Origin of the sequence: Cryobacterium sp. TMT4-31, assembly GCF_004403385.1 — a bacterium.
GTDB classification, from domain to species: Bacteria; Actinomycetota; Actinomycetes; order Actinomycetales; family Microbacteriaceae; genus Cryobacterium; species Cryobacterium zongtaii.
Genome location: NZ_SOGI01000009.1, coordinates 15874 through 32453 on the forward strand (window position 1 = coordinate 15874; position 16580 = coordinate 32453).

At 70.9% G+C, this 16580-nt stretch carries 16 protein-coding genes; 8 read left to right on the forward strand and 8 right to left on the reverse strand.

Translation table 11 applies throughout. The annotated features are described in order from the left end of the window. The first annotated feature begins 21 nt into the window (after positions 1-21). The 3 genes from E3T19_RS01875 to E3T19_RS01880 all read left to right on the forward strand — a co-directional run bounded on the left by E3T19_RS01875 (position 22) and on the right by E3T19_RS01880 (position 2821). Positions 22-1524 (forward strand): catalase, encoded by a 1503-nt coding sequence (locus tag E3T19_RS01875; RefSeq protein ID WP_103479666.1) that lies wholly within the window; start codon positions 22-24, stop codon positions 1522-1524. Positions 1525-1644: 120 nt separating this feature from the next. Next, positions 1645-1812, forward strand: coding sequence for a hypothetical protein (locus E3T19_RS18835; RefSeq protein WP_165787969.1), 168 nt, complete (start codon positions 1645-1647; stop codon positions 1810-1812). Between the two features lie 70 nt (positions 1813-1882). Next, positions 1883-2821 carry a siderophore-interacting protein gene (locus E3T19_RS01880; protein WP_103479665.1) on the forward strand — a complete coding sequence of 313 codons (939 nt, stop codon included), beginning with the start codon at positions 1883-1885 and terminating at the stop codon, positions 2819-2821. Here the strand turns inward: E3T19_RS01880 and E3T19_RS01885 are convergent. The 6 genes from E3T19_RS01885 to E3T19_RS01910 all read right to left on the reverse strand — a co-directional run bounded on the left by E3T19_RS01885 (position 2781) and on the right by E3T19_RS01910 (position 7905). After that, positions 2781-3191, reverse strand: coding sequence for a Fe-S oxidoreductase (locus E3T19_RS01885; RefSeq protein ID WP_103479664.1), 411 nt, complete (start codon positions 3189-3191; stop codon positions 2781-2783). The two genes, E3T19_RS01880 and E3T19_RS01885, sit on opposite strands and share 41 nt — an antisense overlap. After that, positions 3191-4672: an NAD(P)/FAD-dependent oxidoreductase gene (locus E3T19_RS01890; protein ID WP_241979933.1), complete on the reverse strand. Its 1482-nt coding sequence runs from the start codon at positions 4670-4672 to the stop codon at positions 3191-3193. The genes E3T19_RS01885 and E3T19_RS01890 overlap by 1 nt, the downstream gene beginning before the upstream one ends. Before the next feature lie 48 nt (positions 4673-4720). After that, a complete protein-coding gene (locus E3T19_RS01895) occupies positions 4721-5512 on the reverse strand; it encodes a crotonase/enoyl-CoA hydratase family protein (protein WP_134407950.1) in 792 nt (263 codons plus the stop codon). Positions 5513-5548: 36 nt separating this feature from the next. Next, a complete protein-coding gene (locus E3T19_RS01900) occupies positions 5549-6382 on the reverse strand; it encodes an arginase family protein (protein WP_103460921.1) in 834 nt (277 codons plus the stop codon). 58 nt (positions 6383-6440) lie between these two features. Further along, on the reverse strand, positions 6441-7100 hold the full coding sequence (locus E3T19_RS01905) for an NADPH-dependent F420 reductase (protein WP_134407951.1): 660 nt from the start codon (positions 7098-7100) through the stop codon (positions 6441-6443). Positions 7101-7173: 73 nt separating this feature from the next. Next, complete coding sequence (locus E3T19_RS01910) at positions 7174-7905, reverse strand: PspA/IM30 family protein (protein ID WP_088455373.1); 732 nt, start codon at positions 7903-7905, stop codon at positions 7174-7176. 104 nt (positions 7906-8009) lie between these two features. Between E3T19_RS01910 and E3T19_RS01915 the strand changes: the two genes are divergently transcribed. Genes E3T19_RS01915 through E3T19_RS01925 form a run of 3 tightly spaced genes read left to right on the forward strand, consistent with a single transcriptional unit; the run spans position 8010 to position 10998 of the window. Continuing rightward, positions 8010-8561, forward strand: a complete 552-nt coding sequence (locus E3T19_RS01915; protein WP_166788763.1) for an alpha/beta hydrolase — start codon at positions 8010-8012, stop codon at positions 8559-8561. Further along, positions 8561-9892 (forward strand): M20/M25/M40 family metallo-hydrolase, encoded by a 1332-nt coding sequence (locus E3T19_RS01920; protein ID WP_134407952.1) that lies wholly within the window; start codon positions 8561-8563, stop codon positions 9890-9892. The genes E3T19_RS01915 and E3T19_RS01920 overlap by 1 nt, the downstream gene beginning before the upstream one ends. After that, positions 9889-10998 (forward strand): FAD-dependent oxidoreductase, encoded by a 1110-nt coding sequence (locus E3T19_RS01925; protein ID WP_134407953.1) that lies wholly within the window; start codon positions 9889-9891, stop codon positions 10996-10998. The genes E3T19_RS01920 and E3T19_RS01925 overlap by 4 nt, the downstream gene beginning before the upstream one ends. A gap of 149 nt (positions 10999-11147) precedes the next feature. Here the strand turns inward: E3T19_RS01925 and E3T19_RS01930 are convergent, their stop codons facing one another. Continuing rightward, a complete protein-coding gene (locus E3T19_RS01930; RefSeq protein ID WP_241979934.1) occupies positions 11148-13247 on the reverse strand; it encodes a TPM domain-containing protein in 2100 nt (699 codons plus the stop codon). Positions 13248-13457: 210 nt separating this feature from the next. Between E3T19_RS01930 and E3T19_RS01935 the strand changes: the two genes are divergently transcribed. Beyond that, positions 13458-14255, forward strand: a complete 798-nt coding sequence (locus E3T19_RS01935; protein ID WP_241979937.1) for a gamma-glutamyl-gamma-aminobutyrate hydrolase family protein — start codon at positions 13458-13460, stop codon at positions 14253-14255. A 50-nt stretch (positions 14256-14305) separates the two neighbouring features. Here the strand turns inward: E3T19_RS01935 and E3T19_RS01940 are convergent, their stop codons facing one another. Beyond that, entirely contained in the window at positions 14306-14839 is a 534-nt protein-coding gene (locus E3T19_RS01940) for a TetR/AcrR family transcriptional regulator (protein WP_134407955.1), read from the reverse strand. A gap of 104 nt (positions 14840-14943) precedes the next feature. Here E3T19_RS01940 and E3T19_RS01945 point away from each other — a divergent pair, with 104 nt between their 5' ends. Continuing rightward, positions 14944-16488 (forward strand): MFS transporter, encoded by a 1545-nt coding sequence (locus E3T19_RS01945; protein ID WP_088455378.1) that lies wholly within the window; start codon positions 14944-14946, stop codon positions 16486-16488. Positions 16489-16580 lie beyond the last annotated feature (92 nt).

The window sequence follows — 16580 nt, forward strand, 5'->3', positions numbered from 1 at the left end:
CACATGACACGAAGGAGCACCATGACAACACTGCCCCCCACCACCACCCAGACCGGAACCCCGGTTCCCAGCGACGAGCACTCCCTCACCGCCGGCGCCGACGGCGTCACCGCCCTGCACGACCGCTACCTGGTCGAGAAGCTCGCGCAGTTCAACCGCGAGCGCATCCCGGAGCGCATCGTGCACGCCAAGGGCGGCGGAGCGCACGGCGTTTTCGAAGTCACCGGTGACGTGTCCGCATACACCCGCGCGGCGCTGTTCCAGCCCGGCGCGCGCACCGACACCCTGCAGCGCTTCTCCAGCGTCGCCGGCGAGCAGGGCAGCCCGGACACCTGGCGCGACGTGCGCGGCTTCTCGGTGAAGTTCTACACCCAGGAGGGCAACTACGACATCGTCGGAAACAACACCCCGGTGTTCTTCATCCGCGACGGCATCAAGTTCCCCGACTTCATCCACTCGCAGAAGCGCCTGCCCGGCTCCGGCCTCCGCGACGCCGACATGCAGTGGGACTTCTGGACCCTCTCGCCCGAGTCCGCCCACCAGGTGACCTACCTGATGGGCGACCGCGGCCTGCCGCGGTCCTGGCGCACCATGCCCGGCTTCGGCTCGCACACCTACCAGTGGATCAACGCCGCCGGTGAGCGCTTCTGGGTGAAGTACCACTTCACCTCCAACCAGGGCAACATCGAGATGGAAGGCGCAGAAGCCGAGCTCATCGCCGGCGCCGACGCCGATTACTACCGGCGCGACCTCTACGAAGCCATCGACGCCGGCGACTTCCCGTCCTGGGACGTGCACGTGCAGGTCATGCCCTACGAAGAGGGCAAGACCTACAGGTTCAACCCGTTCGACCTCACCAAGGTCTGGCCGCACGCGGACTTCCCGCTCATCAAGGTGGGCACGCACACCCTCAACCGCAACCCGGGCAACTTCTTCGCCGAGATCGAACAGGCCGCGTTCTCGCCGGCCAACTTCGTGCCCGGCATCGCCGCCAGCCCCGACAAGATGCTGATGGCTCGTATCTTCTCCTACCCGGATGCCCAGCGCTACCGCGTGGGCACCAACTACAACCAGCTGCCGGTGAACGCGCCCCAGGCCCCGGTGCACAACTACTCGCAGGATGGCGCCGCCCGGTACCACTTCAACGACGCCAGCGCCCCGGTCTACGCGCCCAACTCGCTCGGCGGCCCCGTCGCCGATCCGGCCCTCGCGGGCGACGGCAGCTGGGAGTTCGACGGTGCGCTGGTGCGCAGCGCCGCCACCCTCCGCTCCGAGGACGACGACTTCGGCCAGGCCGGCACCCTCTACCGCGACGTCTTCGACGACGCGGCCAAGGCCCGGTTCCTGGAGACCATCACCGGTGCCGTCGGTGGCGTCACCCGCCCCGAGGTCAAGGAACGCGCCATCCAGTACTGGACGAACGTGGACACCACCCTCGGCGCGAGCCTCAGGCTGAACCTGGCCACCGACGCTGCGGCCGGCTCGGCCAACGTGGCCGCTGAGCCCGTCGGCGTCGGCGAGTAACACCCGCACCACCTCACTCGCGCGGCCGGCCCAGCCGGCCGGCCGCGCGATCACACACCACCACCAGCACGCGTCCAATGAAGCTCTGCGTCGAAACCAGCCCCACCCGACAGGAGCATCATGAATTCCTACATCAGCATCGCCGGCCCCCGCACCGATCGTTCAGCCGAGCCGGCCGGCTACGTGAGCAGCGGACAGCCCGCCGCGATCCCCACCGGCTACGTCAGCCCGGCCACGCGGCGCGGCGCGGGCAGCTACGTCGCCAGCGAGTGGGTCACCGCCGCGTAACGACCCACCTCGGAACCGTTCACCGGAAATCGCTAGGTGAAACATAGGTAAGGCATGCCATACTTAGGCCATGCTTACCTCGACAGTCGCTCCCGCGCCGGCCGCCGCACGCGTGCGGGCACCGCGCCCCAGCTACCGCCCGTTCGCCGTCTCGGTGGCCCGCGTGCAACGTCTGTCGACAAATTTCACCCGGGTGACCTTCACCGGCCCCGACCTGCACGAATTCGGCACCGCCGGCCTCGATCAGCGCATCAAGCTCGTCCTCCCGCTGCCCGGCGTCGGGGTCTCGTCCTTCCCGCAGAGCGACTCCTGGTACGAGACCTGGCGCGACCTGCCCGCGGAGCGCCGGAACCCCCTGCGCACCTACACCGTGCGGCACGCCCGCCCCGAGCACCGCGAGGTGGACATCGACTTCGTCACCCACGGCGACGCCGGCCCCGCATCGCGCTGGGTGCGCGCCGCGATCGTCGGCGACGAGGTCGCCATCGTGGGACCTGTCGCCGACGGCGACAACCCGATCGTGGGCATCGAGTGGGCCCCGGGCAACGCCAACACCGTGCTCATCGCCGGCGACGAGACCGCCGCTCCGGCGATCTGCGCCATCCTCTCGGCCCTGCCGCGCACCGCTCGGGGCTGCGCCTACATCGAGGTGCCCGAAGACGGCGACGCGCACGAGACCAACGCTCCCGACGGGGTCACCGTGACCTGGCTGGCCCGCAACGGCGCCGCCCACGGTTCCGCGCTCGAATCCGCCGTTCGGGGCTGGACGGCCCGCTTCCTGACCGCACACCACAGCGGTACCGAGCTGCCCGACATCGACATCGACGAGAGCATCCTCTGGGAGGTGCCGGACGGATCGGCTCTCGACGGCGAGCTCTACGCCTGGCTGGCCGGTGAAGCCGGTGTGATCAAGCGGCTGCGCCGCTTCCTCGTCTCCGAGGTCGGCATCAACCGTCGCCAGGTGGCCTTCATGGGGTACTGGCGTGACGGGCGCGCGGAGCACGCGTAGCCGCACGCTTCTGGCGTAGGTAGCCGCCTTTCTCCAGGCCCGCCTCGATCTCGAACCGGTTCTTCAACGGGTCCCGCCCGGCGAGCAGATACAGCAGCGGAAAAAGCATGCCGTAACGCTGCCACTGCACCTTGTGCACGGCCTCGTGCTCGAGCACATCTGCCGTCACGTTCTGGTTGGTGAGGTAGACGGCGCCCACGCAGGAGCCGCCGCGGCCGAACGACCAGGCGGGCAGCCCGCGGAACACGAACAGGCCGTTCCGGTGTTCGACGCGGCCGGTGCTCCAGATCGCACCCCAGACCAGGCCGACCGCGGTGGCGTACAGATACCCGGCCCGGCTGAGCGGGGAATCGAGCAGAAGCCGTCGCATCAGAGGCTCCGGTCGCTGCTGGCCGGCGGCCGGCCGTAGGCCTCGAGCAGCCGCAGCCAGACCTCGCTGAGGGTGGGGTAACTGGGCACAGCGTGCCAAAGCCGGCTGATCGGTACCTCGCCGACCACGGCGATGGTGGCCGCGTGCAGCAGCTCGCCGACACCGGCGCCCACGAAGGTGACACCCAGCAGCACCTCGGTGTCGAGGTCGACGATGGCGCGGGCCTGCCCGCTGTAGCCGTCGGCCAGCACGCTGGCGCCGGCGACCCCGGCCAGGTCGTAGTCGAGCACCCGAATGCGGTAGCCGGCCTGCTCGGCCGCGGCGGCGGTCAGCCCGACCGAGGCCACCTCGGGGTCGGTGAAGGTGACTTGCGGCACGGCGGCGTGATCGGCCGTGGCCACGTGGGTGCCCCATGGGGCGTCGTCGACCACCGTGCCCCTGGCGCGGGCGACGATGACGTCGCCGGCCGCACGGGCCTGGTACTTGCCCTGGTGGGTGAGCAGCGCCCGGTGGTTCACGTCGCCGGTGGCGTAGAGCCAGTCGCCGGCCAGGGCGGCGGAGTCGCCGGTGACCAGCAGGGTGTCGTCCACGTCGACCCAGTCGCCCGGGGTGAGGCCCACGTTCTCGAGGCCGAGGTCCTGGCTGCGCGGCGCCCGGCCGGTGGCCACGAGCACCTCGTCGGCCGTGATGGTGCGGCCGTCGGCGAGCACCAGGGCCACCTGGCCGGTATCGATGCGGCGGGCGGCGGTGGGGCTGGCGCCGGTGAGCACCTGGACACCCGCGTCGGCGAGGGCGGCGGCCACCAGCTCGCCGGCGAACGGTTCCTGGTCCCGCAGCAGGGAGCTGCGCACGAGCAGGGTCACCTCGGCGCCAAGCGACCGGTACGCGGCGGCCATCTCCACGGCGACGACACCACCGCCGATGATGGCGAGATGGCCGGGCAGGTTCGTCACCGAGGTGGCGTCCCGGCTGGTCCACGGTGACACGTCGGAGAGGCCGTCGATGTCGGGCAACAGGGCGCTGGACCCGGTGCTGAGTACCACGGCGTGCCTGGCAGTGACGACCACCGGCCCATCCGTCGTCTGCACGGTGACCTCGCGCACGCCGCTGAGCCTGGCGTGGCCGCGCAGCAGGTCGATGCCCGCGGAGGCCAGCCAGTCGGCCTGGCTGTCGTCGTTCCAGTCGTGCGTGAAGGTGGTGCGGCGCCCCAGCACGGCAGCCACGTCGAGCTGCCCGGTGACCGCCTCGGCCGCGCCGGCCACCCGGCGGGCCGCGGCGAGGGCGGCGCCGCTGCGCAGCAGCACCTTGGAGGGCATGCAGGCCCAGTATGAGCACTCGCCGCCGACGAGTTCGGCCTCCACGATGAGGGTGCGGAGGCCCCCCTGCACGGTGCGGTCGGCCACGTTCTCGCCCACGGCGCCGGCACCGATCACGATGACGTCATAGCTACGGGTGGCGGGCATCGCTGCAGAGTCGGTCATCGTCGCAGCCTACCGACCGTTCCCGGGAGGAATCCAGAGTTCGCCAGACTAGCGTCCCTGGAACGCGGCGGGCTGGCGCGAGAGGAACGCCTCCATGCCGATGCGGGCATCCGTCGACCCGGCCAGGCGCGCCAGGGCGGGCTGCAGCTCGGCCTCGGCCGCTGCGGGTCCGTCACGGAGCGCCGTGCGGGCGCTGGCGAGGGTGGCCTGCACGGCCAGCGGCGCCTGCGCGGCGATGCGCTCGGCGAGCTCGATGGCACGGTGCAGCTCGCGACCGTTCGGTACGATCTCCTGCACCAGCCCCATCCGGTGCGCCTCCCTGACGTCGAACATGTCCCCGGTGAGCAGCCAGCGCATGGCATTGCCCCAGCCAGCGGCGCGCGGGAACCGGATCGTGGCGCCGCCGAACGGCAGAATGCCCCGGCTCACCTCGATCTGGCCGAACCGGGTGGACTCGGCGGCGACGACGATGTCGCTGGCCAGCATCAGCTCGATGCCCAGGGTGAGGCAGGTGCCCTGCACGGCGATCACCACGGGCTTGGTCAGCGCGGTGCCGTCGACCTGCCAGGGGTTGAGGCCGCCCTCAGGCACGATGTCGATACCGTCGGGGCCGAGCCGCGGGCCCACATCGGCCAGGTCGAGCCCGGCGGTGAAGTGCTCGCCGAGAGCGTGCACCACACCCACGTGCAGCTCCGGGTCACGCTCCAGCTCCCCGTACGCCAGCGCGAGCTGCTGCAACACGGCGAAGTCAGCCGCATTGCGCTTCTCGGGCCGATTCAGCCCGATCAGCAGCAGGTGCCCGCGCCGCTCGGTCACGACTTTCAAGTCCTCCGTGGTCATGGTTGATCTCCTTCGATCAGGCAAGCGAAAAGGTCGTCAGCGGGTGATCGCGCTGATGATGCGCAGGATGCTGGGCAGGTCGTCGTTGGCAGCCTCGGGGGAGGACGGCGCGAAGCCGGCGATGGTGGCGCCGGCCAGAGAGAATTCGGCGCGGAGCGCCGTGATCGCGGCGGTGAGGCCCTCCACGGCCAGACCGAACGGGTAGATGTTCGACAGGCCGACGATCGTGGCAGGATCGAGCACGTCGAGGTCGATGTGCACATACACGTGCGCGGCGCCCGTGCGCTTGACCGCGGCCACGACCGCCGCCGGGGTGCCGAAATCCTCCACCGGCACCAGCGGGATGCCCTGCTCCGTGATGTAGACATCTTCGGCCGGGTCGATGTCGCGCACGCCGGCCAGCACCACCCGGTCCGGGCTGAGCCGGGCATCGGCGTCGAGCGCGAGACCGTCGACGCCGTCACCGAGGATGGCGCGCAGCACCATGCCACCGAAGCCACCGGACTGCGAGGATTCGCTGGTGTGCAGGTCGGGGTGGGCATCGAACCAGACCAGCGCGATGTCGCCGGGGTGCCGGCGGGAGGCGTGCTCGACGGCGCCGAAGGACACCCCGCAGTCGCCGCCGATCGTGAGCACCGGCTCCGAACCGGCTCGGAGCACGGCCAACTGCCGGTCACGCACCGTCAGCAGCGCCGAGAACCGGTGGATGCCGGTGTCCAGGGCATCGCCCGCTTCGGCGGGCACGTCGACGGGAAAGGTGACCGAGGAGGGCAGGTCGCCCTGGATCGCCTCCGCCCCGTCGACCAGGCGCATCGCGCGCGGAGAAACCGAACCTTGCCACTGCGGCACGACCACGTAGTTGGGGGACACCACCCCAGTATGCCCCTCGGCCCCGGCCGGGCGCATCTGCCAGTTCGGGGGCGTCGGCCTAGACCGCCTGCGGCATGTCCCGGTAACGGATGGCCGCGCTCACCGCCTCGCGCAGCTCGAATTCGTCCATCCGCGGGCCGTAGCCCGGGGTGTCGCGCTGGATCCGCCAGCCCTCGTTCAGCGGGCCGAGGTCCACGGTGTCGAAACCGAAGTCGTCCAGCAGCGCAGTGACGACCGCGCGGGCCTCGGGGTCGTTGCCGGCGATGACGAGGGCACGGCGATTCGCCGAGTCGGCCGGCTGGCCGTCGGTGGTGAGGTCCGCGGCGTAGATGTGGTTGAACGCCTTCACGACCCTGGCGTCCGGCAGTAGGTCCTGCAGCAGCTCGGCGGTCGTCGAGGTCTCCTCGTCGAGGGCCACGATGTTGCCGTCCCGCTGGGGGTAGTAGTTATTGGTGTCGATCACGAGCTTGCCGGCCAGTTCGGGCAGCGGCAATGTGTCGATGGCGTGCAGCGGGATCGTGACGATCACCAGATCACCGGCCGCGGCGGCCTCTGCGGGCAGGGCGGCGCGGGCCCGCGGCCCGAGTTCGGCCACCAGGCCCTCGAGGGTCGCCGGACCGCGGGAGTTGCTCACCACGACGTCGTATCCGTTGGCCACGCCGAGGCGGGCGAGCTGGCTGCCGATATGACCGGCACCGATGATTCCGAGAGTAGTCATGGTGGTGACAATACAGAACGGCCCCGGGGTATTCCCGTGGCCGTTCCGGATTCACGCTGTGTGAGGCGGTGCGCTACTGCTCGATCGAGGAGGGCGAGCCGGCCTTGAGCGCGGCGAGGCGGGCATCCACCTCGGTGAGCTCACCGAGGTCGTCGAGGCTCTCGAACTGCGCGTCGAGGCTGGATGCGGCGAGTTCGCTGGCGCCACGCACCTTGGCCTCTTCGCGGCGGATCTTCTCCTCGAACCGGCTGACCTCGCTGGTGGGGTCCATCATGTCGATGCTCTTCACGGCATCCATCACCTGCGACTGCGCGGCAGCGGTCTTGGACCGGGCGATGAGTTCGCTGCGCTTGGCGGTGAGCTGGCCCAGCTTGGTCTTCATGGTGTTCAGGCCGGTCTTGAGCTGCTCCACGACGGCGGTCTGGCTCATGATCTGCGGTTCGGCGTCCTTCGCCTCCTTCTCGGACTGCAGCTGGCGGCCGAGGGCCACCTTGGCCAGGTTGTCGAACTTGTCGGCGTCGGCGGCGTTGCCATTCGTGCGCAGTTCGTCGGCCTTGCGGCTGGCGGCGAGGGCCTTGCGACCCCACTCGCCGGCGGCCTGCACGTCTTCGCGGTGGTCGTCTTCGAGCATGCGCAGGTTGCCGATGGTCTCGGCGATCGCGCTTTCGGCATCGGCGATGCTGTTGGTGAAGTCACGCACCATCTGGTCGAGCATCTTCTGGGGGTCTTCCGCGGAGTCCAGCATCGCGTTGATGTTCGCCCGGGTGAGCTGGGCGATGCGGCCGAAGATCGACTGCTTGGTCATGTGAGTGTCCTTTCGAAGGGTGTCAACGCTAAGAAGCTACCGCGTTCCCCTGCACCTTCGCCCGATTCATCGGCAGCGTCGCCGCGGCGGATAGTGTGTGTTGCATGCCGACCCCCCTGAGCCTGACGATCGTGCCGGGCATCAACGACTCCAACGAGAAGCACTGGCAGTCCCGCTGGCAGGCGACACAGACGGATGCCGTGCGCATCCGCCCGGCCTCGTGGGACGAGCCTGACCTCGAGAACTGGATCGCCGCCGTGGACGCGGCCGTCACCACGCCGGACACGATCCTGGTGGCGCACAGCCTGGGCTGCCTGGCCGCCGCGGCCTGGCTGGCGCAGAACCCCGGCCGCGTTCGCGGCGCCCTGCTGGTGGCGCCGCCGGATCGGTTCGGAGCAGGGTTCCCGCAGGCGGCGCCGAGCTTCCGTTCGGTCGAACCGGTCCTGCTCGGCGTCCCCGCCCTGGTGATCGCCAGTGCTGACGACCCGTATTGCGCTCTCGGCACCGCCCGTAACCTGGCGGCCGCATGGGGCGCCGGCTTCGTCGACGTGGGCAACGCCGGGCACCTCAACGCGGCCAGCAAGCTCGGCGCCTGGCCGGCCGGCCGGGCCATTCTGGACGAGTTCGCCCACAGCCTGGCGGGAATGGTGCGCTGATGACCGACCCGGATGTGCTCACCCGCCAGACCGTCGACCTGCTGCGCGATCTCATCCGCAACGCCTGTGTGAACGAAGGCACCGCCGACTCCGGCGGCGAGATCCGCAGCGTGCGCACCCTCGAGGGGTTCTTCGCCGGCTCCGGGCTCGAGCTCGAGGTGGTGGAACCGCACCCCGGCCGGGCATCGCTGATCGCCCGCCTCCGCGGCACCGACAAGACCGCCCCGTCGCTCGCCCTGGTCGGCCACACCGATGTCGTACCGGTGGACCTGGACGGCTGGAGCCGCGACCCGTTCACCGCCGAGCTCGTCGACGGCGAGATTTGGGGCCGGGGCGCCCTGGACATGCTCTACCTCACCGCCAGCTACGCCGTCGTGATCCGCGACCTCGCCATGGGCCCGTTCCGGCCGCGCGGGGACCTGGTCTTCGCGGCCGTCGCCGACGAGGAGAGCGGCAGCCGGCACGGAGTGGGCTGGCTTACCGAGCACCGCCTCGACCTCATCGACGCCGACTTTGTGCTCACCGAATCCGGCGGCGCGCCCGTGGGCGTGCGGCCGTCGATCACCACCACGGTGGGGGAGAAGGGCATTGCCGGCCGACGCCTGGTCGTGCACGGCACCCCCGGCCACGGCTCGGCGCCCTGGGGTGCCCGCAACGCCGCCGTGATCGCCGCCGAGGCTGTGAGCCGGTTGGCCCGGTTCGAAGCGCCCGTGCAGATCACCGCGGACTGGCGGCACTACGTGTCGGTGCTCGGCCTGCCCGCCGAGCTGGCCGAGCGGCTCACCGACCCGGCCCGTATCGACGACGCCGTGCACGAGCTGGGCACCCTGGCCGGCTTCGCTCACGCCTCAAGCCACACCACCATCTCGCCCAACATCGTGCGCGCCGGCACCAAGGAAAACGTCATCCCGTCGCTGGCCACCGTGGACCTCGATATCCGGGTGCTGCCCGGCACCGACGCCGGCCACGTGGACGCCTACCTGCGCCACGCCCTCGGCGAGCTGATGGTCGACATCGACATCGTCGGCGACAGGTTCGAGGCCGCCACCCGCTCCTCGGTGGACACCCCGCTGTTCGCCGCGCTGAGCTCCGCGGTCGCCCGCGCCTACCCGAACGCCGACCTGCTGCCGGTGCTCAGCGTCGGCGGCTCCGACGCCCGGTTCTACCGGCGCCGCGGCATCCCCGCCTACGGCTTCGGCCTGCTCAGCCCGCGCTGGGACTACGGCACCTTCCGGATGCTGTTCCACGGCAACGACGAACGCATCGACGTGGCCTCGATCGCCCTCACCGTCGCCGCCCTCGACTTCACAGTGCGCCAGGTGCTCGGATGACCACCCGTGTCGACACCCTGGTGCTCGGCGGCGGCGCAATGGGCTCAGCGGCCGCCTGGGAGCTGTCCCGCCGCAGCCGCGAGGTGACCCTGCTGGAACGCTTCGACCGGGGGCACACCACCGGCGCCTCGCACGGCGCCTCCCGCAACTTCAACCTCAGCTACTCCGACCCCACCTACGTGGCCATGCTGGTAGAGGCGCTGCGGCTCTGGCGGGAGCTCGAGGACGACACCGACACCACGCTGCTCGAGCAGGTGGGCCTGGTCAACCACGGCCAGGGTCAACCGTTCGCGGCGGTGCACGCGGCCCTCACCTCGGTGGGGTTCGACCCCGAACTGCTGGCCGTCGACGCCGCGCGGGAACGCTGGCCGGGCATCCGCTTCGACACCGAGGTGCTCTACACGCCGGAGGCCGGCCGCCTGAACGCGGATGCGTCGGTCGACGCACTGCAGACCGCTGCGGCCGCCCACGGCGCGCGCATCGAGCACGGAATGCCGGCCACCCGGCTGACGGTGATCGGCGATGACAGGGTGCTGGTAGACACCGACACCGAACAGTTCGAGGCCAAACGGGTGATCGTCACGCTCGGCGCCTGGACGGACACCCTGCTCGCCGGGCTGCTGCCGTTGCCGCGCCTGGTGGTCACCCAGGAGCAGCCGGCGCACTTCGCCGTGCTCGACACCAGCTTCACCTGGCCGGGCTTCAATCACGGCTACCGGCCCGGCACGCCCGGTTACGGGTACTGGCGGTCCCCGGTCTACGGAATGCACACACCGGGGGAGGGCATCAAGGCCGGCTGGCACGGCGTGGGCCCCGTCGTCGACCCCGACCACCGGGACTTCACCGCCGAGCCCGAGCAGCTGCTGGCCCTGCGCCGTTACGCCCGAGAATGGCTGCCTGGCGCCGACCCCGACGACTTCGCCGCGATCAGCTGCACCTACACGACCACGCCGGACTCGAACTTCGTGCTCGACCGGCGCGGCCCGGTGATCGTGGGCGCCGGCTTCTCCGGCCACGGTTTCAAGTTCACCCCCACCGTCGGCCGGATCCTCGCCGACCTGACGGTCGACATCCCGGCCCCGCCCCTGTTCGCGCTCGGGCGGTAGGAGTCTCGCGCAGTTGCGGCACAGTGCCCCTTCCGGCTCGTTGAAAGGGTCTGTTGCGGCATGCCGATGGCGAGTCGCCACTTCAGGCCGCTTCCTGAGCATCTAAGGGGCCTCAACTGTCATCTCGCGGCGGGAGGTTCAGGCGAGTTCTAGAAGCGGCCGCCACCGCCCCGCCGGCCGCGGGTGCCGCTGCCGCCGAAGCTGCCGGGGCGTCCGCCACCGCCGAAGCCGCCGCCACTGCTGCGACGACCGCCACCGCCCATCCCTCCGAAGCCGCCACCGCTGCCGCCACCGAACATGCCGCCGCCCCCACCGCCGCCGCCGAGGATCTGGCCGATCAGGATGCCGCCGAGCACGGCTCCCATCGAGCCGTTGCTGCCGCCGCGCCGGCTGGCCCCGCCACCGCCGAAGAAGTCTCCGAAGTCATCGTCATTGGTCGAGAAACTGTCCACGTCGCGCCGGGCCATGGCCGTCGCCTCCGCGGCCAGCGAGCCGGCCCGCTGGGACACGGCCAGCGCGGCGGCCGGGTCACTGGCAACGAGGGAGTCGGCCTGCGCGGTCAACCGGCCGGCCTCGGCCAGGCGGGTGCGCGCCTCGGCGCCGACCGCACCGCGCCGGGCCGTGATGAAGTCCTCCGCCGCCGACACCTGACTGCGCGCGGACTGCAGGCTCTGGGCCAACGCCGCCTGCAGGCGCTGCGCCTGCAACTGGGCGTTCTGCACCCCCTGCAGCGCGGCATCCATGGCGGCATTCGCGGCCTCGAGGGTGCGCAGCAGCTCGATCGGGTTGATCGGCGGCGCGGCCAGGCTGGCGCGCACCTCGGCCAGCGTCTGCTCGGTGCGGGCGATCACCCCGGGAACCGCGGCCGACGCCTCGCCCGCAGCGGGCAGCGAGCGGGCGGCGACCAGATCGGTGTCGAGGTCGGCGAGCATCGCAGGGATGCCGGCCTCCGCCCGCTGCAGGTCGGCGGCCAGCCTGTCGACGGCGTCGACCAACAGTTTGGCCTGGTCGATGCCCTCCTCAGCTGCGCGGATGCCCACGGCCGCGGCGCCCGGTTCGCCGGCGGCGAGCTGGGTGCGGGCTTCGGCCAGCGCGTTGATGGCGAAGGTGAGCCGTTCGGCGGCCTGCTCGGGGTTGTCGGCGACGGTGTCGATCGCGGCGGGGGCGTACCGAGTGGCGAGTTCCGCCACCCGGGCCTCGGCCTGGTCGAGGAGGGCATCGACGGCAGCCAGCTCGGTGTCGAGCTCGGCCGCGGCGGCCGGGGCGTTAGCCTCCAGCTGGCGCAACTCGTCGAAGGCGGCGGCCTGCTCGTCGAGGGCACGGTTGGCCTCGGCGCACAGGGCGATGATCTGGCGGTACCAGGCCCGCACCTGCTCCTCGGTATCGGGTTCGGCGTCGTCGAGGCGCTGCTGCAAAGTGAACGCCTGACTGAGCTTGCCGGCCGCGCCGCTCACGGCGGCCTGGAAGGGTTCCGCGGCGGCAGCCCCGTACGAGGCGAGCGCGAAGCCCACCTCTTGGCCGCTGGTCTTGATGGCGTCGTCAGTCTCGATCAGCGCGCTCGACGCCTCCCGTTTCAGCTCGGCCGTCGGCACCTCGTCAGTGGGCTTGCCCTGGCCGGTGACGGGGGCGGTGCCGCGCCGCCGCAGCACCACGATCACGATCGCGACGATGCCACCAACCACGGCGAGCACCAGCAACACGGCGATCCAGAGCGGAAAACCGCCGCCGGAGCCGCCGGAACTCGGGCTGGCCTCGCCAGGAGTGATGACGGGGGCGCTGAGGGGCTCGCCGGCCACACTCTGCTCCATGGCTGCGGCACCGTTGATGGCGGCGCCGGCCCAATCGTTCTCCCGCAGCGACGGTTCGATGGCGGTGTTCTGCACCTCGGCGAGCTGGGCCTCGTCGAGCACGAAGTCGGTGGCGACCGACAGCTGGTACTGCCGGTCATCCGTGGCCACGGCCAGCAGCACATCGTTGTCGCCGAACCCGTTGTCCACGGCGGTCTGGTCGGCCCAGGTCGACGTGTCGTCCACCCCGTCGAAGCTCGACACGTAGGCCACGAACAGGTCGATCTGGGTGCCGGCGAAGAGCTCATCGAGGGCGGCGACCACCTCGGGCTCCCGGTCTCCGAGCGCTCCGACGGTGTCGACGATGTGACTCTGATCGAACGTCACCGGGTCATCCGCCCTGGCGGGTTGCGGTTCGCCGACTCCTGCCCCGAGCACGGCGAGGACGGCCCCGAGCAGCACGGCCGCGCCTATCCGGGGGAGTGCCGGTCGTATGCGCGTACGGCTGGGCTGCATGGATGATCTCCCTCGGATGCGGTGACGTGTCGAGCATAGAACCCCCGGCACTGTTGCGCCCTGTTACTGCGAACCGGATGCCGATGGCGCGGCTCGGGCACACTGGAACCCGCACCATTCGCACCCCACCACCCGATCCCGTCACGGAGGCGAGTCATGACCACCACCCAGCTCGCCACCATGACCGCCCTGCCCGCGCCGTCACTGCCCGAACGGCCCACCCTCGCCGTCATCGAGGTCACCCGCAGCCGGCCCGATCGCCCGGAGTACCACGCCAAGGTGCAGACCCTCAACGCCACGGTCGTCGACGCCGGCACCGACGGCGGCTGGACCGTCGTACGCTTGGCCGCCGCCGACCTCGACGCCCCCGCGCTGCTGGACCTCACCGACTCGGCCGATGCCGTGGTGATCGTCGGCGGCGAAGACATCGACCCGCGCTTCTACGGTGCACGGGCCGGCTACCCGGGCGAGACGCCGCACTTCATCGACGCCGACGAGGGCCAGATCGCGCTCGTGCAGCGCGCCGCCGACCGGGGCACCCCGGTGCTCGGCATCTGCCGCGGACTGCAGATCATCAACGTCGCCCTCGGTGGCGACCTCGTCCAGCACATCGACGACGGCATCCACCGCAACATCGGCGTGCCCGTCGACGAGATCCTCTCAACCCACGCCGTCGTCCTCCGCTCCACCAGCACCCTCGCCGCGGCGCTCGGCGACACCCGCATCTCGGTGCAGAGCGCCCACCACCAGAGCGTCGGCCGGCTCGGCGCCGGCCTCAGTCCCGTGGCGACCGCCCCCGACGGTCTGGTCGAGGCCGTCGAGCACCGCACCCTCCCGATCACCGGCGTGCAGTGGCACCCCGAGGCACCGGATGCGCCAGCCAGCCAGCTGCCCCTGCTGCTGGCGTCCCTCTATCGGGCGGTCGCCGCCGCCGAGGTCGCCGAGGCCGCCTAAACCGCTCGCGAGCTGAGACTTGACCCCTGAAAACCGGCGGTTTCGGGTGCTCAGCTCACAGTTCGCGGGGTGAGGCGGGCCAGGAACGCGGGGATGTCCAGCTCGTGTTCGAAGGGCTCGCCGATGGTCGTGGCGTCGTAGTAGAGCCCGTCGGCCAGAAGCATCGTGGCCCGGGCCAGGTCGGGGTCGCGCAGGTCCTCATTGAGGATGTCGAAGTAGCGTCGCCGCATGTCCACGATCACGGCGTGGGCGCGCGGGTTGCGGCGGGCCAGGGATCCGCCGGCCAGGGTCGCCCGGTCCAGCGGGCTGTTCACGTACTCCGCCATCGCCACGTAGGACGCGGCGGCGCCGGCCGGTGCGGCGCGCATCCGTTGGTATTCGGCGTCGGCCAGCCTCTCGAGCCGGTCGATGAGCGCCGTCTCCAGGCCGTCGCGGGAACCGAAGTGGTAGAGCAGCCCACCCTTGGTGACGCCGGCTGCACGGGCGACGGCGTCCAGCGACGCTCCGGACCCGCTGGTGCCGATGAGCAGTTCCTGGAACGCGGTGAGGATGCTCTCGCGGGCACTGTCGCGGTGTTGGGCCATGACCGCCACTTTACTGTACTTGGTGGTATAGTCTAAATCTGCTGTACCCGATGGTGCAGTAAAACTCGCCGTTCCCGGAACCCCGAATCTTCAGCCAGGTAGACATGAGCACCACAGACGACATCCGCACCTCCGACCTCTCCACCGCCGTACCCCGCGCCGGCCGCCGCGAATGGGCGGGCCTGGTGCTGCTGATGCTGCCGGTGCTGTTGATCTCGGTGGACAACACCGTGCTCAGCTTCGCCCTGCCGGCTATCAGCCTGGACCTGCGCCCGAGCAGCACGACTCTGCTCTGGATCGTCGACATCTACCCCTTGGTGCTCGCCGGGCTGCTGGTGGCCATGGGCACCCTCGGCGACAGGGTCGGCCGCCGCAAGCTGCTGCTGATCGGCGCGACCGGGTTCGGCGTGGTCTCGGCCCTGGCCGCGTTCGCGCCCACCGCCGAGATGCTCATCGTGGCCCGCGCGGTGATGGGCTTCTTCGGCGCCATGATCATGCCCTCCACGCTGTCGCTGCTGCGCAGCCTGTTCCTGGATGCCCGTCAGCGCACCCTGGCGATCGCGGTGTGGGCCGGCGCCTTCGCGGCCGGCTCCAGCCTCGGCCCCATCGTCGGCGGTGTGGTGCTCCAGCACTTCCACTGGGGTGCGGTGTTCCTCATCGCGGTGCCGTTCCTGCTGCCGCTCGTCGCCCTCGCCGGGGTGCTCATCCCCGAGTCGAAGGACCCGGCGCCGCTCCGAATCGACCTGTTCAGCGTGGCCCTGTCGCTGCTCACCCTCGCCCCGCTGGTCTTCGCGATCAAAACCCTCACTCACGACGGTGTCGGGGTGCTCGGTGTCGGCGCGCTGCTGCTGGGCCTGCTGGCCGGGGCGATGTTCCTGCGCCGCCAGCTGCGGATCGACAACCCGCTGCTGGACCTCACCCTGTTCCAGCACGCCCCGTTCGCCGGGTCGGTGCTGGCCAACTTCCTCGCCGTGTTCAGCCTGGTCGGCTTCCTGTTCTTCGTGTCGCAGCACCTGCAGCTGGTGCTCGGCCTCGACCCGCTCGCCGCCGGCCTGCTGCTGTTGCCCGGGGCCGTGTTGTCGGTCGTGGCCGGCCTGGCCTCGGCCTACGTGGTGCGGCGGGTGCCGCCGCGCCTGGTGATCGTGGGCGGCATCCTGCTCTCCGCGGTGGGCTTCGGCCTGATCGTGCTGCTGCGGGAGAACCTCACCGCCGGCGTCGTGGTTCTGGCCTTCGGCATCCTTTCGGTGGGCGTCGGCGCGGCGGAGACGATCTCCAACGACACCATCCTCAGCTCGGTGCCGCCGGACAAGGCCGGTGCCGCGGCCGGGGTCTCCGAGACCGCCTACGAGCTGGGTGCCGTGCTCGGCACGGCCGTGCTCGGCGCGATCCTCGCGGCGTCCTACCGGGCCAGCGTGGTGCTGCCCGACGGGCTCGGCCGGGGCGCGGCCGCCCAGGCCGGCGAGACCCTCGGTGGTGCGCTCGGCGTGGCCGGCGAGCTGCCCGCCGCCGACGCTCACGCGCTCACCGAATCGGCCAAGGCCGCGTTCGACAGCGGGGTGGGTGTCACGTCGATCATTGCCGTGGTGCTGATGCTGATCGCCGCGGTGGCGGTGCAGCTGAGCATGCGCACCCGCCGTCCCCGCGGCTAGGTGTACTGCCCAGGGACGTTGGTTGATGTGTGACGTCTTGAAATGACGAAGACCTCCGGTGGAGGGTGGAGCTGTCTAGTTCCCCAACCCGT